The following is an 18399-nucleotide window of genomic DNA, read 5'->3' as shown; positions in this document are numbered from 1 at the left end:
AATCACGCCTCGACGAAGATCCTCAGCGTCTCCTTGATCTCCTCCATCACCACATAGCTTTTCGACTGCACCGCGCCGGGCAGTTGCAGCAGGATGTCGCCGAGCAGCTTGCGGTAGTCCGCCATTTCGCCGATGCGCGCCTTGATCAGATAGTCGAAGTCGCCCGAAACCAGATGGCATTCGAGCACTTCGGGAATCTTCTGCACTTCGCGGCGGAACTGCTCGAACATGTTGCCGCTCTTGTGATCCAGCGTGATCTCGACGAATACGAGCAGCGCCGCGCCCAGTTCCATGGGGTTCACGCGCGCGTAGTAGCCGGTGATCACGCCATCCCGCTCCATGCGCTTCACGCGCTCGATGCAAGGCGTAACAGACAGTCCGACGCGTTCGGCCAGGTCCTTCATCGCGATGCGGCCGTCGTCCTGAAGGATGTTCAGGATCTTGTGATCGAGCTTATCGAGCGCACGGACCGGATTTCGCTGTGTTCTCATTGGTTTTTCCTGAAAATCGACCAAATACAATAACTAAAACTGGCTCGATATCAATACTATAGTCGATAACACTAGACGGACAAGCTGCCGCAGCATCGGTGGACTGTCCAGCGAAATCGAATCGGAGATCTCATGCGAATCGTTATTCTTGGAAGCGGCGTCGTCGGCGTGACGAGTGCGTATTACCTTGCTCGCGCTGGCCACGAAGTCACGGTCATCGACCGCGAAGCCGGCCCCGCCCTCGAAACGAGTTTCGCGAACGCCGGACAGATCTCGCCGGGCTATGCATCGCCGTGGGCCGCGCCGGGCGTGCCGCTCAAGGCCGTGAAGTGGATGTTCGAAAAGCACGCGCCGCTCGCCATCCGCCTCGACGGTACGATGAACCAGTTGCAGTGGATGTGGCAGATGCTGCGCAACTGCACGCAAGACCGCTACACGGTGAACAAGGGCCGCATGGTGCGCCTGGCCGAGTACAGCCGCGACTGCCTGCAGGCACTGCGCGCCGACACCGGCATTTCGTACGAAGGCCGCACCGGCGGCACGCTGCAACTGTTCCGCACGCAGCAGCAATTCGATGGCGCGGGCAAAGACATCGCCGTGCTGAAGGACGCCAACGTGCCCTTCGAACTGCTCACCGCCGATGAATTGAAGCAAGCCGAACCCGCGCTCGCTGCGGTATCGCACAAGCTGACGGGCGGCCTGCGCCTGCCGAACGACGAAACCGGCGACTGCCAGATGTTCACCACGCGCCTCGCCGCGATGGCCGAAGCGCTCGGCGTCAAGTTCCGCTACAACACGTCGATCGACGCGCTCGTCGTCGCCAACGGCCGGATCGCGGGCGTGCAGTGCGGCAAGGAACTGGTGACGGCGGATTCGTACGTCGTCGCGCTAGGTTCGTACTCGCCGAAACTGCTCGGCGATCTCGTCAAGATTCCGGTTTATCCGCTGAAGGGCTACTCGATCACCGCGCAAGTCGTCGATGCGAAGCGCGCGCCGGTATCGACCGTGCTCGACGAAACCTACAAGATCGCGATCACGCGTTTCGACGACCGTATCCGCGTGGGCGGCATGGCGGAAATCGTCGGCTACGACAAAAAGCTGAAAGCGGCGCGCCGCGAAACGCTCGAAATGTGCGTGAACGACCTGTTCCCCGGCGGCGGCGACACCGCGAGCGCCACTTTCTGGACCGGCCTGCGCCCGATGACGCCGGACGGCACACCGATCGTCGGCCGCACGCCGGTGCCGAACCTGTTCCTGAACACCGGCCACGGCACGCTCGGCTGGACCATGTCGTGCGGCTCGGGCCAGTTGCTCGCGGATCTCATGTCGGGCAAGCAGCCGGCCATCCGCGCGGACGATCTGTCTGTGCATCGCTATTTCGGCGATGTCGGCGTGAATCGCCGTCCGGGATACGCGAACGCCTGAGTTCGTCCCCGTTCAATGACAAACGGCGCCCCGCGAGGCGCCGTTTGTCGTTTTCAGAACTGGTCTTCGCTCAGCGCGAGCACGCCTTCGTTGCCCTTCGCGCTGACGATCGACGCTTCGATCCCCGGCGCGAGCGACAGAATGTGCTCCGCGAAGAACTCGGCCGTCGCGATCTTCGCCGTGTGAAAGCGCTCGTCCTCCGCGCGCTTCGCGTGCGAAACGAGCATCGCGCGCGCCATCTGCCAGCCGCACAGCGCGATGCCCGCAAGCCGCAGATACGGCACGCTGCCCGCGAACACGGCATTCGGATCGCTCTTGAACTTCGCGACGACGAACTCGATCGAGCGCGCGAGCGACAGGCTCGCCGCACTCAAGTGCCGATGCATCGACTTGAACGCCTGGCCGTCCACTTCGGCGAGCGCCGCGATGGTCTGGTCGATCTGCGCGAGCAGCGCCTGCGCCGCGCGGCCGCCGTCGCGCACCGTCTTGCGGCCGACGAGATCGTTCGCCTGAATCGCCGTGGTGCCTTCGTAGATCGTCAGAATGCGCGCATCGCGATAGTGCTGCGCCGCGCCCGTCTCCTCGATGAAGCCCATGCCGCCGTGCACCTGCACGCCCAGGCTCGCGACTTCGATCGACATTTCCGTGCTGAAACCCTTCACGATCGGCACGAGATACTCGTAGATCGCCTGATGGCTCTGGCGCGCGTCCTCGTCCGCAAGACCGTGCGCCAGATCGCTGTGCGAAGCCGCGACATAGGCGAGCGAGCGCGCGCCTTCGGTGTAAGCGCGCATCGTCGCGAGCATGCGGCGCACGTCGGGATGATGGATGATCGTCACTGGCTCTTTCGCGCTGCCATCGACCGGACGGCTTTGCACGCGTTCTTTCGCATACGCGACCGCCTGCTGATACGCGCGCTCGGCGATCGCGACGCCCTGCATGCCCACGGCAAAGCGCGCCGCGTTCATCATGATGAACATGTATTCGAGGCCGCGATTCTCCTCGCCGATCAGATAGCCAATCGCGCCGCCGTGATCGCCGTATTGCAGCACGGCCGTCGGGCTCGCCTTGATGCCGAGCTTGTGCTCGATCGAGACGCAATGCACGTCGTTGCGCGCGCCGAGCGAGCCGTCGTCGCCGACGAGGAATTTCGGCACGAGAAAGAGCGAAATGCCTTTCACGCCTTCGGGCGCGTCGGGCGTACGCGCGAGCACCAGATGCACGATGTTCTTCGCCATGTCGTGCTCGCCGTACGTGATGAAAATCTTCGTGCCGAAGATCTTGTAGCTGCCATCGCCCTGCGGCTCGGCGCGCGTGCGCACGAGCGCCAGATCGGAGCCTGCCTGCGGCTCGGTCAGGTTCATCGTGCCGGTCCATTCACCGCCGATGAACTTCGGCAGATAAAGCGCCTTCTGCTCGTCGCTGCCCGCGGTGAGCAGCGCTTCGATCGCGCCGTCGGTCAAGAGCGGACACAGCGCGAACGCGAGATTCGCCGAATTGAGCGCTTCGATGCACGGCGTCGCGACGAGCTTCGGCAAGCCCTGGCCGCCGAAATCCGCCGGATGCACGACGCCTTGCCAGCCGCCTTCCGAGAACTGGCGGAACGCGTCCTTGAAGCCGGGCGTCGTCGTCACTTCGCCGTTCGCCCAGGCGCTCGGATTGCGGTCGCCCGCCACGTTCAGCGGCCCGATGACTTCGCCGCAGAAACGCGCGGCTTCTTCGACGACGGCCTGCGCCGTATCGAAGCCCGCGTCCTCGTGACCGGGCAGCGCGGCGATGCGGTCGATGTCCGCGAGTTCCTTCATCACGAACAGCATGTCCTTGACTGGGGCTTGATAAGTCATTTGTCTGTCTCCTCCATCAAAATATTGGCGCAAAAAAAGGGCGCAACGTGCGTCGCGCCCTTTTTTTATTTATTGGCGAATGTCCGAACTACACGGCGCGGTCTAGCCGAGTTCTTTCACCAGGTCGGGCACGAGCGCGAACAGATCGCCGACGAGGCCGTAATCGGCCACGCTGAAAATCGGTGCTTCCGGGTCTTTGTTGATCGCGACGATGACCTTGCTGTCTTTCATGCCGGCCAAGTGTTGAATCGCGCCCGAGATGCCGACTGCCACGTACAGTTGCGGCGCGACGATCTTGCCCGTTTGACCGACCTGGAAGTCGTTCGGCACATAGCCCGCATCGACCGCCGCGCGCGATGCGCCCAGCGCCGCGCCGAGTTTGTCGGCGAGCGGCTCAAGCGTCTTCGTGTAGTTCTCGCCGCTGCCCAGACCGCGACCGCCCGACACGATGATGTGCGCGCTCGTCAGTTCCGGACGATCGAGCTTCGTCACTTCGCGGCTCACGAACTGCGAGATGCCGGCATCCGCGGCGGCTTCGATCTTTTCGACCGTTGCGCTGCCGCCTTCCGCCGCGACCGGATCGAAGCCCGTCGCACGCACAGTGATGACCTTAATCGGATCGATCGATTGCACGATTGCGATCGCGTTGCCCGCGTAGATCGGGCGCTCGAAGGTATCGGGGCTATCGACGGCGGTGATGTCGCTGATTTGCGCGACATCCAGATGCGCGGCGATGCGCGGCGCAATGTTCTTACCGTACGCCGTCGCCGGAGCCAGAATGTGCGAATAATTCTTCGCGATGTTCAGCACCGTGCCTTCGACGTTTTCGGCGAGGCCATCGGCGAGTTGGGGCGCATCGGCGAGCAGCACTTTTGCCACGCCCGCGATTTTCGCCGCTGCGTCCGCCGCGCCTTGCGCGTTCGAGCCCGCAACCAGCACATGAATATCGCCACCGATCTTCGCGGCAGCCGCAACCGTGTTCAGCGTCGCTGCCTTGATCGACGCGCTATCGTGTTCCGCAATTACCAGAATCGTCATTTTTCGCGTCTCCTTTACAGCACCTTGGCTTCGGTCTTGAGCTTCTCGACCAGCGTCTTCACGTCCGGCACCATGATGCCGGCGCTGCGCTTGGGCGGCTCCGTGACTTTCAGCGTCTTCAGGCGCGGCGCGACATCGACGCCCAGATCAGCAGGCTTCACCGTCGTCAACGGCTTCTTCTTGGCCTTCATGATGTTCGGCAGCGTCACATAACGCGGCTCGTTCAGGCGCAGGTCCGTCGTCACGACTGCGGGAAGCTTCAGCGACAGCGTTTCCGCGCCACCATCGACTTCACGCGACACCGTGGCTTTGCCATCGGCGATTACGACTTTCGATGCGAACGTCGCCTGCGGCAGACCCGCCAGCGCGGCCAGCATCTGACCGGTCTGATTCGAATCGTCATCGATCGCCTGCTTGCCGAGAATCACGAGTTCGGGCTTTTCCTGATCGACCAGCGCCTTCAGGATTTTCGCGACCGCCAGCGGCTGCAATTCATCCGCGGATTCGACGAGAATCGCGCGGTCCGCGCCGATGGCCAGCGCCGTGCGCAAGGTCTCCTGACACTGCGTCACGCCGCACGACACGGCGATCACTTCCGTAGCAACACCCGCCTCCCTCAGACGCACCGCCTCTTCCACGGCGATCTCGTCGAACGGGTTCATCGACATCTTCACGTTGGCGATATCGACGCCCGTGTTATCCGACTTCACCCGGACCTTCACGTTGTAGTCGACCACGCGCTTGACTGGCACCAGAATTTTCATGCACACGCTCCAAAGTTACGATTACGTCAACCCAGCGTCATTATACGAGTGACGCGTCGGCTCGCCCCTCCACAAGCGGGTGGGTCGGGTCGTCGTGCAATAGGAATGCGGTTATTTTATCGAACGATCGTTCTATTTATATCCACGAAAACCCGAATCCGCCGCCAGAAAACGTTTACCAGGCTGTGATCACCGCCCCCGCGTACTTGCCTTCGACGAACTGCTTCACTTCCGGCGAGTGATACGCCGCGATCAGCTTGCCGACCCACGGCTTGTCCTTGTCGGCCGCGCGAATCGCGATGATGTTCACGTACGGGCCGCGCGGATCTTCGATGGCGATGGCATCGGACTTCGGCTTCAGGCCCGCTTCCATCGCGAAGTTGGTGTTGATGGCGGCGGCATCGACGTCGTCGAGCGAGCGCGGAATCTGCGCCGCGTCGAGTTCGACGATCTTCAGCTTCTTCGGGTTCTCGACGATGTCGATCGGCGTCGCTTTCAGGCCCGCGTCCGCGCGCAGCTTGATGAGACCTTGCTTTTGCAGCAGCAGCAGCGCGCGCCCGCCGTTGGTCGGATCGTTCGGCACCGCGATGCGCGCGCCGTTGGGCAGCGCCGAAAGCGACTTCAGCTTCTTCGAATAGATGCCCATCGGGAACGTCACAGTATCGGCAACGCGAATCAGCTTGTAGCCGCGATCCTTCACCTGCGCGTCGAGATACGGCAAATGCTGATAGCTGTTCGCATCGAGATCGCCGGCGGCGAGCGCGGCATTCGGCTGCACGTAATCCGAAAACTCGACGACCGTGATCTTCAGGCCGTTCTTCGCAGCGACCTGCTTCACCACGTCCATGATCTGCGCGTGCGGTCCGCCCGTCACGCCCAACTTGATGGCGTCCTCGGCGTGAGCGACGTTGAACAGCGAAGCGCTCAGCAGCGCGGCGGCGAACTTCAGAATGAATCGACGTTGCATGGTGTGGTCTCTTATGGATGACTTATTTATGGCTAAGGCGGCGCACGAGCCAGTCGCCGAACGACTGCACGAGTTGCACGAAAACGATGAGGATCACGACGACCGTGATCATCACTTCAGGCAGAAAGCGCTGATACCCGTAACGGATGCCGAGATCGCCGAGCCCGCCGCCACCGATCGCGCCCGCCATCGCCGAGTAGCCGACGAGCGACACGAAGGTGATCGTCAATCCCGCAACGACGCCCGGCAGCGATTCCGGCAACAGCACTTTGAACACGATTTGCGATGTCGTCGCGCCCATCGCCTGCGCGGCTTCGATGAGTCCGCGATCGACTTCGCGCAACGCCGTCTCGACGAGACGCGCGATGAACGGCGCGGCGGCGATCGTCAGCGGCACCACGGCCGCCGCCGTCCCGATCGACGAGCCGACGACGAGCCGCGTGAACGGAATCACCGCGACGAGCAGGATGATGAACGGCGTCGAGCGCACCGCATTCACGACGCCGCCGAGCGTGCGATTCACCGGAAGGTTGTGCAGCACGCCGTCGCGATCGGTGAGATACAGCAAGACGCCCAGCGGCAAACCGATCGCCGCGCCGACGAGTCCCGAGATGCCGACCATGATCAGCGTTTCCCAGAACGACTGGACGAACATGTCGAACATTTCACTCAACATGGGACAACTCCTCCACCACCACGCCTTGCGTGCGCAAATATTCGATCGCCTCGGCGATCTTCACCGGTTGCCCGCCCGCGAGCACCGCGAGCGAGCCGAACGCCTGCCCCTGAATCTCGTCGATCTGGCCGTGCAGGATGTTGAAATCGAGCTCGTAGCGGCGGATCGTCTCGGAGAGAATCGGCTGATCGACGCCCGAGCCCGTGAACGCGAGCCGCAGCAGATGGCCGCTGCCGGTCTTCAGCCGCTCGATCACGCGCGCCTTCAGTGCGGGCGGCAACTCGTGCGCGATGACATCGCCGATCAGCGCGCGCGTGACTTCGTGATGCGGCTGCATGAAGACATCGACGACCTTGCCTTCCTCGACCACGCGCCCCGCATCGAGCACCGCCACGCGGTCGCACACCTGCTTGATGACTTCCATCTGGTGCGTGATGAGCACGATCGTCAAGCCCAGCTCGCGATTGATCTTGCGCAGCAGGTCGAGAATCGCGCGCGTGGTTTCGGGGTCGAGCGCGGACGTGGCTTCGTCGGAGAGCAGCACCTTCGGATTGCTCGCGAGCGCCCGCGCAATGCCCACGCGCTGCTTCTGCCCGCCGCTGATCTGCGCGGGATACTTGTCCTTGTGCGTCGTGAGGCCGACGAGTTCGAGCAGCGGCAGCACCGCGGCTTCGATCTCCGCGCGCTTCTTGCCCACGAGTTCGAGCGGCAGCGCGACGTTGTCGAACACCGTGCGCGAGCTCAGCAGATTGAAGTGCTGAAAGATCATGCCGATGTCGCGGCGTGCGGCGCGCAGATCGTCGCTGGAAAGCGTCATGAGATCGCGCCCGTCGACGATCACGTTGCCTTCGCTCGGCCGCGTCAACAGATTGATGGTGCGCACCAGCGTGCTCTTGCCCGCGCCGCTGCGTCCGATGATGCCGAACACTTCGCCGGCGGGGATCGTCAGGCTGACGTTGTGCAGCGCTTCGACCCAGCCCCGGGGGCCGGCGAAGCGCTGCGAGAGATTGCGTATTTCGATCATGAAAATGCAAACGGCGGAAGGCTCGCCGGGTCGAAGCACCCGCGCAGCCGGCCGCCGCTCATCGTAGTTGGTTGTAGCTGTTGTACCGTCGCCCGCGATTTTACAGGACGCGTTACATTCTGTTTAATAATGAATTCGGATCGGCTAATAACGTGGAGATATTTACCGGCTCATGTCACATACTACTTATTCGACAAGCGCCGTCACGACGCGGCAGGGTGTCGAGCTGTTCCTGCATCGCTGGCAGAGCGCGCCGGACGTCGAAACGAAGGCGCGGATTGCGCTCGTTCACGGTCTCGGCGAGCACGCGGGCCGCTACGATGCGCTCGCCACTGCGCTGAACGCGGCGGGCATCGAACTGATCGCGATCGACCTGCGCGGGCACGGGAAGTCGTCGGGCGATCGCGCGTGGGTGCGCGTCTTCACCGACTATTTGCGCGATGCCGACGTGCTGCTGGAAGCCTGCGCCGCGACATCGCCCGCCGGCACGCCGCTCTTTCTGATGGGCCACAGCATGGGCGGCACGATCGCGGCGCTTTACGTTGCCGAACGCGCGCCCGACACCAAGCTGACCGGACTGATTCTTTCGAGCCCCGCGCTGAAGATCGGCGCGGACACGCCGCGCTGGAAGGCGAAGCTGAGCCGCATCGTGGGCACGGTCGCACCGCGCGTGGCCGCATTCCGCGTCGATCCGTCGCTGCTCTCGCGCGCGCCGGGCGTCGTTGTTGCGTACCAGCGCGATCCGCTCGTGCATCACGGCGCCGTTCCCGCGCGCACGGCCGCGCAGATTCTCGCCGGCATGGAGCGCGTGGCGGCCAGACGCGGCGCGATCGCGTTGCCGCTCTACGTCTTTCATGGCTCGAACGATGCGATCTGCGATCCCGCCGGCAGCCGCGAATTCGAAGCGCACACGGGCTCGACCGACAGCACGCTCGCCATCTACGAAGGCAGCGCCCACGAAACGCTCAACGATCTCGACCGCGACCGCGTGATTCGCGAGCTGATCGACTGGACGCTCGTGCGCGCCGATCACGCGCGCACGCATGCGCGCGGCTAGCGCGTCTGAATAGCGCGTTGGGCTAGATTTCCGCGAGCACCCGCAGATGCGCAACCACGCTGCGCCCGAGCGCCGACAAGTTGTAGCCGCCCTCCAGACAACTCACGATGCGCCCCTGCGCGTGACGTTTCGCGACCGCGCGAATCTGCTCGGTGATCCACGCGTAATCGTCCTCGACGAGACCCATGTTGGCCATGTCGTCTTCGCGATGCGCATCGAAGCCGGCTGACACGAAGATCATCTGCGGCTTGAATTCGTCGAGCCGCGGCAGCCACATCATGTCGACCACCTCGCGTACCTGCATGCCCTTCGTGCGCGCGGGCAGCGGCACGTTGACCATGTTCGGAGCGTGATTCTCGGCGCCGGAAAATGGATAGAACGGATGCTGGAAGAAGCTGCACATCAGCACGCGCGAGTCGCCGCTGAAGGCCGCTTCGGTACCGTTGCCGTGATGCACGTCGAAATCGACGATCGCGACGCGCTCCAGGCCGTGCACTTCGAGCGCATGGCGCGCCGCGATCGCGACGTTGTTGAAGAGGCAAAAGCCCATCGCGCGCGCGGGTTCCGCGTGATGGCCGGGCGGGCGCACGCTGCAAAACGCGTTGTCGTAACGCCCTTCCATGACCGCGTCGGTGGCCGCGATCGCCGCGCCCGCCGCGCGCAATGCGGCTCGGTAGGACTCGGGACACATCGACGTGTCCGGATCGAGCTCGCTGCGGCCCTGCTCGGGCGAGCGGCTCTTGATGTAATCGATGTGCGCCTGCGTGTGCACGCGCGCGAGTTCGGTTTCCTCGGCGAGCGGCGCTTCCTCGCGCTCGATGAGCGAATCGATGCGGCTCGCGATGAGCTGATCTTCGATCGCCTGCAAACGCGCCGGGCATTCGGGATGCCACTGGCCGTTGTCGTGCTGCAGGCAGTCGGGGTGGGAGTAAAAGCCGGTGGCCATGATGTCTCGCAATGCCGCTTTCGTCGGCTCTCGTCTTGTGTTTTTTCGTCAGACGCGACCGCGTGTCGCGCATTTGACGTTAAGTTACCACACCGTTCGATACGGCCGCGCCCGCCCGGCCGCACGGGCGGTACGGGCGCGAAGCGTCGGTTATACTGCCCCGACGCCTTGCCGGCCGAGCGTTTGCGCGCGGCATGTTGCAGGCTGTTGCGTTCCGTTGAGAATCGTTGCAGATCGATTCGATTTCACAGGCGTTTCGGCCGCTCGCGAATCCGGCATCGCCCCAACCGTCCCCAACCACGCACACTATGACTTTCCAGTTTGCTCCGTTCGACTTCACGGCCTCCTTCAAGCCGGTAAAGCGCGCGCTCTTCGTTTCCCTCCTCTGCGCGCTCGGCGTTCTCTCCAGCAACAGTGCCTTTGCGCAGTCGCAGCAGCCGCAGACCGCGACGCCGCAAGGGCAGATGTTCGAAGAAGAAATTGTGCCGCAGCGCTACGCGAACAATCCGAATGTCGAGGCGTTCATCAACGACATGGTCGCGCGCTATGACTTCGACTCGGCCGCGCTCCATAACCTGTTCGCGCACGTGAGCTATTCGGCGACGGCGGCGAAGCTGGTTCTACCCTCGCCGACGCCGCAGACGAAGAACTGGCGCGCGTATCAGTCGCGCTTCATCGAGCCGGTGCGCATCAACGCGGGCGTGAAGTTCTGGCGCGCGAATCAGGCCACGTTGCAGCGCGCGGCCGAGCAATTCGGGGTGCCGCCGGAAATCATCGTCGGCATCATCGGCGTGGAGACGATCTACGGGAAGTACATGGGCAACTTCCGTGCGCTCGATGCGCTCACCACGCTCACCTTCGATTATCCGAATACGCCGAACCGCGCCGAGCGCATGGCGACATTCCGCAAGAATCTCGAAGATCTGCTCGTGTGGACGCGCGATTCGCAGATCGATCCCTCCACCGTGCTCGGTTCGTACACCGGCGCGATCGGCATTCCGCAGTTTCTGCCGAGCAGCATCGTGCAATATGCGGTCGATTTTGACGGCAACAGCCGCATCGATCTGCGCACGAGTCAGGCGGATGCCATCGGCAGCGTCGCGAATTATCTGAAGCAGAACGGCTGGGCGCCGGGCCGTCCGGTCGTGTGGCGTATCGCGGGCGACGAAGGCAGTCAGGGCATCGCGCAGGCCGCCGCGGATGGATCGCCGGAGCCGAAATGGTCGCTCGCGCAACTGACCAAGGCGGGCATGCTGCTCAACGAGCCGGGCCTGAATATCGCAGCCGAAGCGCCGACGCCGCTCACCGTCGTCGATTTGCCGACGCCCGGCCGCGCGACCGAATATACGCTCGGGCTCAAGAACTTCTACGTGCTCACGCGCTATAACCGCAGCTTCTTCTATGCGCTCGCGGTGTATCAGCTTGGCGAGGCGGTCAAGGCGCGCATGATGGCGGGCGACGGCTCGCAGTGATATCGCCCCCGCGCTCCATGTGAAAAAACCCCGGCACGCCGGGGTTTTTTTGTCGCTCCGACGCCGCCTTACGCGGGAAACACGCCCGTCGACAGATACCGGTCGCCCCGGTCGCAGACCACGAACACGATCGTCGCGTTCTCGACCTGACGCGCGATACGCAGCGCGACTTCGCATGCGCCGCCCGACGAAATGCCGGCGAAAATGCCTTCGACCGATGCGAGCCGCCGGGCCATCGCTTCCGATGCGGCCTGACTCACGTTCTCGACGCGATCCACGCGGCTGCGGTCGAAAATCTTCGGCAGATACGCCTCCGGCCACTTGCGGATGCCCGGAATGCGCGAACCTTCTTCGGGCTGCGCACCGATGATCTCGATCTTCTGGTTCACCTCTTTCAGATATTTCGACACACCCATGATCGTGCCGGTCGTGCCCATCGACGAGACGAAGTGCGTGATGCGGCCCTCGGTCTGCTTCCACAATTCCGGGCCGGTGCTTTCGTAATGCGCGAGCGGATTGTCGGGATTCGCGAACTGGTCGAGGATGATGCCGCGGCCATCGCGCTGCATCTGATCGGCGAGATCGCGCGCGTATTCCATGCCGCCCGTCACCGGCGTGAGCACGATTTCCGCGCCGTACGCGGCCATGCTCTGACGGCGCTCGATCGAAAGATCCTCAGGCATCAGCAGCACCATCTTGTAGCCGCGCATCGCGGCGGCCATGGCGAGCGCAATGCCCGTGTTGCCGCTCGTCGCTTCGATCAGCGTATCGCCCGGCTTGATGCGTCCGCGCTCTTCAGCTTTCCTGATCATCGACAAAGCCGGGCGGTCCTTCACCGAGCCCGCCGGGTTGTTGCCCTCGAGCTTGCCCAGCACGACGTTGTTGCGGCTGCGGATTTCATCGTCCACGACGCGGACGAGTTGCACGAGCGGCGTGTTGCCGATCGTGTCTTCGATAGTCATGTAAGCCATATGCGGAGCGGATTCGTGTCCCACGGAAAAACCGGCTGCGGTGGGATTTTGATATAGGGGATACGTCGATTGTAGCCCAGCGGTTCTCCCGATGCCGGCGCACCCCTGTTGCGCGGATGGATTGCCGAATCGAACTGTAAGCAAGCTCGTGGCGCACAAGCGCAAAAAGCCCCGCGACGAGGCGGATCGCGGGGGCAGCCCAAACCATCCGAAGGCTGAAGGAGATCGATGACGCGCCGCATTCGGGCGCGCCGTCATGCTGTCCTTATTTTTTCACGACGACCGGTTTGGCCGATGCCGACGCCGAAACCGGCGTTGCGACAGCGGAGTTCGCCGTACCAGGCGGTGCCGCATTGCCCGGCGCGATCGCCGCGGTCTTCGACGCCGAGCCGATGGTCAGCCCTTCCGCTTCGAGACGCTGGACGGTTTTGCCGCCCATGCCCTTCACGCGCGTGCCGAGATCGCTGGCGTCCTTGAACGGGCCATGCGCCTGACGCTCGTCGAGAATGGCTTTCGCCTTCGCCGGGCCGATGCCCTTGATGCCGCGCAGTGCGTCGGAATTGGCGGTATTGACATCGACGGCCGCGAACGCGCTACCGATGGAAAAGAGGAGCGCGAATGCGGCGATCGACGAAAGAACTTGCTTGAACATGACTGAGTCTCCGTAAGGAACCGGCCGGCGGGAGTGCCGACCGCAAGACCCAGTGTAGAGAGGCTCGAAGCGCGTTTATAGCTGGCCGAATAGCCAACGCACGTAGCGATCGACGCCTTCCTGAACCGTCAGGAACGGAGCGTCATAGCCCGCCGCACGCAGGCGCGACGGGTCTGCCTGCGTGAAGCATTGATACTTGCCGCGCAGTGCGTCGGGGAACGGAATGTACTCGATGAGCCCGCGCTGCACCAGCTCCGCGAGCGATAGCGATGCTTCGCCATCAAGTGCCCGCAGCGAGTTCACGACCGTCGATGCGATATCGTTGAACGGCTGCGCGCGTCCCGTGCCGAGATTGAAAATGCCCGACTTCTCCGGATGATCGAAGAAGAACAGGTTCACCTTCACGACGTCTTCCACGGAAATGAAGTCGCGCGTCTGCTCGCCCGCCGCATAGCCGTTGTATTCGCCGAAGAGCTTGACCTTGCCTTCCGAGCGAAACTGATTGAAGTTGTGGAACGCGACCGACGCCATACGCCCCTTGTGCGTCTCGCGCGGGCCGTACACGTTGAAATAGCGAAAGCCAACGATCTGGCTCTGCGCCTTCGGCAGCGTTTGCCGCACGATCTGATCGAAGAGAAACTTCGAATAGCCGTAGACGTTGAGCGGCTTTTCGACTTCGCGCTCCTCGACGAAACGGCTCGATCCGCCGTAAGTCGCCGCCGATGACGCATACAGGAACTGCGCGCCCTGCGCGAGGCACGCGTCCATCACGTCGCGGCTGTAGCGGAAGTTGTTGTCCATCATGTAGCGGCCGTCGGTTTCCATCGTGTCCGAACAGGCGCCTTCATGAAACACCGCGCGCACGCGGCCGAAATCGCCACGCTGGAAACGCGCGACGAACTCGGTCTTGTCGAGATAGTCGTCGATCTCGCAATCCACGAGATTCTTGAACTTGTCGGCTTTGGTCAGGTTGTCCACCGCGATCACGCGATGTTCACCGCGCTCGTTGAGCGCCTTGACGATATTGCTGCCGATGAACCCGGCCGCACCGGTAACGATGATGGTCATGGTGAATTCAGGCGAAGAGTTCGTTGTAGTCGACGGTGGCCGTGCCGAGCTTGCCGACCACGATGCCCGCGGCGCGGTTGGCATAGACGATCGAGTCGACGAGCGGCACGCCCGCGCCCAGCATGGTCGCGACCGTCGCGATGACGGTGTCGCCGGCGCCCGACACATCATACACTTCGCGTGCTTCGGCCGACGTGTGCAGCACCTGGTTCTCGGTGAAGAGCGTCATGCCCTCTTCCGAGCGCGTCAGCAGGAGCGCGGAGAGATCGAGTTCGGTGCGCAGCCTGCTCACGCGCTCGTGCAGGTCTTCCTCCGACTTCCATTGTCCGATCACTTCGCGCAGTTCGGCGCGATTCGGCGTGATGAGCGTCGCCCCGCGATAACGGTCCCAGTCGTCGCCCTTCGGATCGACGAGCACCGGCTTTCCGGCGCGCTTCGCATCGGCGATCATCTGCGTGACGTGCGTCAGGCCGCCCTTCGCGTAGTCGGACATGAGGATCACGTCGTGCTGCGGCAGGATTTCCGCGAAACGCGCGAGGCACGCGCGCAGCACTTCGTGATTCGGCGTGTTCTCGAAATCGACACGCAGCAATTGCTGCTGCCGCGACAGCACGCGCAGCTTGATAGTCGTGAGCAGTTCGGGATCGCGTTCGAGATGCGCCGCGACTTTGCTCTCGCCGAGCAGCTCGACCACGCGCTCGCCCGGCTCGTCGTGACCGACCACGCATAGAAGTCCCGCCTGCGCGCCGAGCGCCGCCGCGTTGCGCGCAACGTTCGCGGCCCCGCCCAGCCGATCTTCCTTCTTCTGCACGTGCACCACCGGCACGGGCGCTTCCGGCGAGATACGGTTCACGTCGCCGAACCAGTAGCGGTCGAGCATCACGTCGCCGACCACGAGCACGCGCGCCGCCGCAATGCGCGCGCGCGGCACGACCGGCATATCGGTCTTAGTTGTTACTTCCGTTGCGGTCGAGTTCGACATGGGGACGTCCTATTGCGTAATAGTCGATGCCCATTTCGGCCATCGATTCCGGTTCGTACAGATTGCGGCCATCGAAGACCACCGGCGTCTTCAGCGCGCTCTTCAAGTACCCGAAATCCGGGCTCTTGAACTCCTTCCATTCGGTCACGATGATGAGCGCATCCGCGCCCCGCAGCGCTTCGTGCTGCGTGCCGACCAGATGCAGGCGCTTCATGTCCTCGGGCCGCTCCGCCAGATCGAGCGCCAGCACGCGTTCGGCTTCCTGCATCGCGACCGGATCGTACCCGCGCACGGTGGCGCCGCGCGCAAGCAGCGCCTCGATGATGCGCCGGCTCGATGCCTCGCGCATGTCGTCGGTGTTGGGCTTGAACGCGAGCCCCCACACGGCGAAGGTGCGCCCGCGCAGGTCTTCGCCCATGCGCTTCACGATCTTGTTGACGAGCACGTCCTTCTGATCGCGATTCACCGCTTCGACCGCTTCGAGCACGCGCAGCGTGTGACCGTTTTCGCGGGCAGTCTGCGCGAGCGCCTGCACGTCCTTCGGGAAGCACGAACCGCCGTAGCCGCAGCCCGCATAGAGGAAGTGATAGCCGATGCGCGGGTCCGAGCCGATCCCGCGACGCACCGATTCGATATCCGCGCCGACCGTATCGGCCAGATTCGACAGATCGTTCATGAACGAGATGCGGGTGGCGAGCATCGCGTTGGCCGCGTATTTCGTGAACTCGGCGGACCGCACGTCCATGTACAGCGTGCGCTCGTGATTGCGGTTGAACGGCACGTAGAGGCGCTTCATCTTCTCGCGCGCGCGGTTGCCCGCGTGGTCGTCGTCGATGCCGATGACAATGCGGTCCGGGCGCATGAAGTCGTCCACCGCCGCGCCTTCCTTCAGGAACTCCGGGTTCGACACGACCGAGAAACCGTGCGACTCCGATCCGAGCCCGCGCGCCTTCAGTTCTTCCTCGACGACGTTTTTCACCTGCTGCGCCGTGCCGACCGGCACCGTCGACTTATCGACGATCACCTTGAAGCCGTTCGAATACTTGCCGATGTTGCGCGCCGCCGCGAGCACGTATTGCAGGTCGGCGGACCCGTCTTCGTCGGGCGGCGTGCCCACCGCAATGAATTGAATGTCGCCGTGCTCGACGCTCGCCTTGACGTCGGTCGAGAACTGGATGCGGCCCGCCGCGCGCGTGCGCCTCAGCATTTCCTGAAGGCCCGGCTCGTGGATCGGCACGCCGCCATTGTTGAGAATTTCGATCTTGCGCGGATCGACGTCCACGCAAAACACGTCATTGCCGATTTCGGCAAGGCACGCGCCGGTCACAAGACCGACGTAACCCGTGCCGACGATGGTTACTTTCATACGCTTTCCGGAGGTATTTGAAATGCCGGTGGCGGACGCGGCGCGCGCGCGCCGCCTGAACTCATGCTCGCCGCGTGCCGTTCAGGCCGAACTCGTGATCGGCTCGACGCGGCGCGGCGCGTACGTCTCCCAGCCGCTGCAGCCGGGACATTGCCAATAGAATAGTCGTGCACGGAATCCGCAGGTTTGACAGGTATAGCGCGGCAGATTCTTGGTGCGCTGTTTCACCAGATTGCGCATCAGTTCCAGCTCGCCCCGGCGCGGCTCCTCGGCCGTCGCTTCCTGGGCTTCGAGCAGGCGCGTCATGCCCGCGAGATTCGGCGCGCTCTGCATCTGCTGACGCGCGAGCGCGTGCGCCGCCTCCAGCCCGCGCAATTCCTGCACGTGCTTGTAGGCGACATCCAGCAGATCGTTGGACGGATAGCGGCTCGTGTAATCGGTCAGCAGCGCGACGCCCTCTTCCTTGCGTCCGAGCGCGGCGTACGCCTTCATCAGCTTTTCGGCCACGAGCGGCAAGTACGCTTCGTTCTGCTCCTCGACGCGCTTCCAGTTCGCAATCGCGGCTTCGACATTGCCCGCGGCCGCTTCGACGTCGCCCGCGAGAATCGTCGCGCGCACATTGTCCGGGTTCGACGCCAGCGCGAGCTTCAGTTCGGCGCGCGCGCCATCGGGATTCTTGCGCTGCAACGCTTCCTGCGCGAGTTCGCAGTGGAAATGCGCAATTTCCATGTGCAGCGACGGCGCACCCATCTTTTCGATCTGCTCGGCCGTCGTGATCGACTTGGGCCAATCCTTCTCGATTTCATAGATGGTCAAAAGCGCACGCTGCGCGCCGAGCGAATATTCGCCCGCGTCCAGCGACTTGAACGTTTCCTCCGCGCGATCGAGCAAGCCCGCCTTGAGGAAGTCTTGTCCGAGTTCATACAGCGCGTGGTCGCGCTCGGCGACCGGCAAATCGGCGCGGCTCAGCAAATTTTGATGCACGCGGATGGCGCGATCGGTCTCGCCGCGACGGCGGAACAGGTTGCCGAGCGCGAAGTGCAGTTCGATGGTCTCGGGATCGAGCTTGGCGACCTCGATGAACGCATCGATCGCCTTGTCGTGTTGCTCGTTGAGCAGAAAATTGAGGCCGCGAAAGTACGAGCGCGGCAGGTTCGCATTCTCGGACAGCAGCGTTTTCAGGTCATAGCGGGACGTCATCCACCCCAGCGCGAACGCGACGGGAATGACGAGCAGCCACCAGAAGTCTAGATCCATGCGATTAGTCGTTGATTGTTGGGTGTCCGCTCTGACGCCGCGTCAGATGAGCGGCGGCATCGGCGGCTCTTCTTTCACGACCGGCGTTTCGCGCGCAACGCGCAGCTCGCGCTTCAGACGGCCGTTTTCCATGCGCAGGCGCAGCTTCGCGGGCAGGCCGGACACGAGACCCGCCAGCAATCCCACGACGAAAAACGCAAGACCGATCAGGATCAGCGGCGCGGTCCAGGCATAGCCTGCGAGGAAGTTCAGTGTCGCGGTCTGGGTGTTGGCGAGCGCCAGCACCAGGAGCAGCACGAAAACCAGAACGCGGATCAGCCAGACGAGAAATTTCATGTACGGTCTCGCAAGAGCGGTTGCACCAGAGGCAAAGCCATTCCAGCCGGCCTGCGCGGTCGA

Annotated in this window: 18 protein-coding genes; 3 read left to right on the top strand and 15 right to left on the bottom strand. The window is 63.4% G+C overall.

Features of this window, described 5'->3' with window-relative positions:
• Window positions 1-2: 2 nt before the first annotated feature.
• A complete protein-coding gene (locus tag LY284_RS01055; RefSeq protein WP_014192020.1) occupies window positions 3-491 on the bottom strand; it encodes an Lrp/AsnC ligand binding domain-containing protein in 489 nt (162 codons plus the stop codon).
• Between the two features lie 132 nt (window positions 492-623).
• On the opposite strand from LY284_RS01055, the gene LY284_RS01050 reads away from it, so the two are divergent.
• Window positions 624-1916, top strand: coding sequence for a D-amino acid dehydrogenase (locus LY284_RS01050; RefSeq protein WP_014192021.1), 1293 nt, complete (start codon window positions 624-626; stop codon window positions 1914-1916).
• 53 nt (window positions 1917-1969) lie between these two features.
• Here the strand turns inward: LY284_RS01050 and LY284_RS01045 are convergent, their stop codons facing one another.
• The 6 genes from LY284_RS01045 to LY284_RS01020 all read right to left on the bottom strand — a co-directional run bounded on the left by LY284_RS01045 (window position 1970) and on the right by LY284_RS01020 (window position 8229).
• Window positions 1970-3760, bottom strand: a complete 1791-nt coding sequence (locus tag LY284_RS01045) for an acyl-CoA dehydrogenase (RefSeq protein WP_014192022.1) — start codon at window positions 3758-3760, stop codon at window positions 1970-1972.
• Between the two features lie 102 nt (window positions 3761-3862).
• Entirely contained in the window at window positions 3863-4798 is a 936-nt protein-coding gene (locus LY284_RS01040) for an electron transfer flavoprotein subunit alpha/FixB family protein (protein WP_014192023.1), read from the bottom strand.
• Between the two features lie 14 nt (window positions 4799-4812).
• Entirely contained in the window at window positions 4813-5562 is a 750-nt protein-coding gene (locus tag LY284_RS01035; protein WP_014192024.1) for an electron transfer flavoprotein subunit beta/FixA family protein, read from the bottom strand.
• A 175-nt stretch (window positions 5563-5737) separates the two neighbouring features.
• Window positions 5738-6529 (bottom strand): MetQ/NlpA family ABC transporter substrate-binding protein, encoded by a 792-nt coding sequence (locus tag LY284_RS01030; RefSeq protein WP_014192025.1) that lies wholly within the window; start codon window positions 6527-6529, stop codon window positions 5738-5740.
• Window positions 6530-6551: 22 nt separating this feature from the next.
• Window positions 6552-7205, bottom strand: coding sequence for a methionine ABC transporter permease (locus tag LY284_RS01025; RefSeq protein ID WP_014192026.1), 654 nt, complete (start codon window positions 7203-7205; stop codon window positions 6552-6554).
• On the bottom strand, window positions 7195-8229 hold the full coding sequence (locus LY284_RS01020; RefSeq protein WP_014192027.1) for a methionine ABC transporter ATP-binding protein: 1035 nt from the start codon (window positions 8227-8229) through the stop codon (window positions 7195-7197). Before LY284_RS01020 ends, LY284_RS01025 begins: the two co-directional genes overlap by 11 nt.
• 172 nt (window positions 8230-8401) lie before the next feature.
• Between LY284_RS01020 and LY284_RS01015 the strand changes: the two genes are divergently transcribed.
• Window positions 8402-9286, top strand: a complete 885-nt coding sequence (locus LY284_RS01015) for an alpha/beta hydrolase (RefSeq protein ID WP_014192028.1) — start codon at window positions 8402-8404, stop codon at window positions 9284-9286.
• Between the two features lie 22 nt (window positions 9287-9308).
• On the opposite strand, the gene LY284_RS01010 is transcribed toward LY284_RS01015, so the two are convergent.
• Complete coding sequence (locus tag LY284_RS01010) at window positions 9309-10232, bottom strand: histone deacetylase family protein (RefSeq protein ID WP_053568605.1); 924 nt, start codon at window positions 10230-10232, stop codon at window positions 9309-9311.
• Window positions 10233-10540: 308 nt separating this feature from the next.
• Here LY284_RS01010 and mltB point away from each other — a divergent pair, with 308 nt between their 5' ends.
• Window positions 10541-11704: a lytic murein transglycosylase B gene (gene mltB / locus LY284_RS01005; protein WP_041730565.1), complete on the top strand. Its 1164-nt coding sequence runs from the start codon at window positions 10541-10543 to the stop codon at window positions 11702-11704.
• A 68-nt stretch (window positions 11705-11772) separates the two neighbouring features.
• Here mltB and cysM read toward each other — a convergent pair whose 3' ends face one another.
• From cysM to LY284_RS00970, 7 genes are all read right to left on the bottom strand, one after another.
• Window positions 11773-12675, bottom strand: coding sequence for a cysteine synthase CysM (cysM, locus tag LY284_RS01000; protein ID WP_014192031.1), 903 nt, complete (start codon window positions 12673-12675; stop codon window positions 11773-11775).
• 265 nt (window positions 12676-12940) lie between these two features.
• Window positions 12941-13327: a helix-hairpin-helix domain-containing protein gene (locus tag LY284_RS00995; protein WP_014192032.1), complete on the bottom strand. Its 387-nt coding sequence runs from the start codon at window positions 13325-13327 to the stop codon at window positions 12941-12943.
• A gap of 75 nt (window positions 13328-13402) precedes the next feature.
• Window positions 13403-14395 carry an ADP-glyceromanno-heptose 6-epimerase gene (gene rfaD, locus LY284_RS00990; RefSeq protein WP_014192033.1) on the bottom strand — a complete coding sequence of 331 codons (993 nt, stop codon included), beginning with the start codon at window positions 14393-14395 and terminating at the stop codon, window positions 13403-13405.
• Window positions 14396-14402: 7 nt separating this feature from the next.
• Window positions 14403-15377 (bottom strand): D-glycero-beta-D-manno-heptose-7-phosphate kinase, encoded by a 975-nt coding sequence (rfaE1, locus tag LY284_RS00985; protein WP_014192034.1) that lies wholly within the window; start codon window positions 15375-15377, stop codon window positions 14403-14405.
• The gene (locus LY284_RS00980) at window positions 15343-16743 is read right to left on the bottom strand and encodes a UDP-glucose/GDP-mannose dehydrogenase family protein (RefSeq protein ID WP_053568617.1); all 1401 of its coding nucleotides are present in this window, start codon (window positions 16741-16743) and stop codon (window positions 15343-15345) included. The genes rfaE1 and LY284_RS00980 overlap by 35 nt, the downstream gene beginning before the upstream one ends.
• 81 nt (window positions 16744-16824) lie before the next feature.
• Window positions 16825-18000, bottom strand: a complete 1176-nt coding sequence (gene lapB, locus LY284_RS00975; protein WP_053568618.1) for a lipopolysaccharide assembly protein LapB — start codon at window positions 17998-18000, stop codon at window positions 16825-16827.
• A gap of 42 nt (window positions 18001-18042) precedes the next feature.
• A complete protein-coding gene (locus LY284_RS00970; RefSeq protein ID WP_014192037.1) occupies window positions 18043-18336 on the bottom strand; it encodes a lipopolysaccharide assembly LapA domain-containing protein in 294 nt (97 codons plus the stop codon).
• Window positions 18337-18399 lie beyond the last annotated feature (63 nt).

The organism is Caballeronia sp. PC1 (genome assembly GCF_021353155.1).
In the GTDB taxonomy this organism is placed as follows: Bacteria; Pseudomonadota; Gammaproteobacteria; order Burkholderiales; family Burkholderiaceae; genus Caballeronia; species Caballeronia cordobensis.
The sequence above is the reverse complement of the archived record's forward strand: the minus strand, read 5'-3'. Positions and strand labels throughout refer to the sequence as shown.

What these genes read in the sequence shown, in the direction of transcription:
- rfaD (WP_014192033.1), bottom strand. Translation starts at nt 14,395, where the DNA reads ATGACCATCATCGTTACCGGTGCGGCCGGGTTCATCGGCAGCAATATC.
- LY284_RS01030 (WP_014192025.1), bottom strand. Translation starts at nt 6,529, where the DNA reads ATGCAACGTCGATTCATTCTGAAGTTCGCCGCCGCGCTGCTGAGCGCT.
- LY284_RS01015 (WP_014192028.1), top strand. Translation starts at nt 8,402, where the DNA reads ATGTCACATACTACTTATTCGACAAGCGCCGTCACGACGCGGCAGGGT.
- LY284_RS01020 (WP_014192027.1), bottom strand. Translation starts at nt 8,229, where the DNA reads ATGATCGAAATACGCAATCTCTCGCAGCGCTTCGCCGGCCCCCGGGGC.
- LY284_RS01045 (WP_014192022.1), bottom strand. Translation starts at nt 3,760, where the DNA reads ATGACTTATCAAGCCCCAGTCAAGGACATGCTGTTCGTGATGAAGGAA.
- LY284_RS01010 (WP_053568605.1), bottom strand. Translation starts at nt 10,232, where the DNA reads ATGGCCACCGGCTTTTACTCCCACCCCGACTGCCTGCAGCACGACAAC.
- LY284_RS01035 (WP_014192024.1), bottom strand. Translation starts at nt 5,562, where the DNA reads ATGAAAATTCTGGTGCCAGTCAAGCGCGTGGTCGACTACAACGTGAAG.
- cysM (WP_014192031.1), bottom strand. Translation starts at nt 12,675, where the DNA reads ATGGCTTACATGACTATCGAAGACACGATCGGCAACACGCCGCTCGTG.
- LY284_RS00970 (WP_014192037.1), bottom strand. Translation starts at nt 18,336, where the DNA reads ATGAAATTTCTCGTCTGGCTGATCCGCGTTCTGGTTTTCGTGCTGCTC.
- LY284_RS01055 (WP_014192020.1), bottom strand. Translation starts at nt 491, where the DNA reads ATGAGAACACAGCGAAATCCGGTCCGTGCGCTCGATAAGCTCGATCAC.
- mltB (WP_041730565.1), top strand. Translation starts at nt 10,541, where the DNA reads ATGACTTTCCAGTTTGCTCCGTTCGACTTCACGGCCTCCTTCAAGCCG.
- LY284_RS00995 (WP_014192032.1), bottom strand. Translation starts at nt 13,327, where the DNA reads ATGTTCAAGCAAGTTCTTTCGTCGATCGCCGCATTCGCGCTCCTCTTT.
- lapB (WP_053568618.1), bottom strand. Translation starts at nt 18,000, where the DNA reads ATGGATCTAGACTTCTGGTGGCTGCTCGTCATTCCCGTCGCGTTCGCG.
- LY284_RS01050 (WP_014192021.1), top strand. Translation starts at nt 624, where the DNA reads ATGCGAATCGTTATTCTTGGAAGCGGCGTCGTCGGCGTGACGAGTGCG.
- LY284_RS01040 (WP_014192023.1), bottom strand. Translation starts at nt 4,798, where the DNA reads ATGACGATTCTGGTAATTGCGGAACACGATAGCGCGTCGATCAAGGCA.
- rfaE1 (WP_014192034.1), bottom strand. Translation starts at nt 15,377, where the DNA reads ATGTCGAACTCGACCGCAACGGAAGTAACAACTAAGACCGATATGCCG.
- LY284_RS01025 (WP_014192026.1), bottom strand. Translation starts at nt 7,205, where the DNA reads ATGTTGAGTGAAATGTTCGACATGTTCGTCCAGTCGTTCTGGGAAACG.
- LY284_RS00980 (WP_053568617.1), bottom strand. Translation starts at nt 16,743, where the DNA reads ATGAAAGTAACCATCGTCGGCACGGGTTACGTCGGTCTTGTGACCGGC.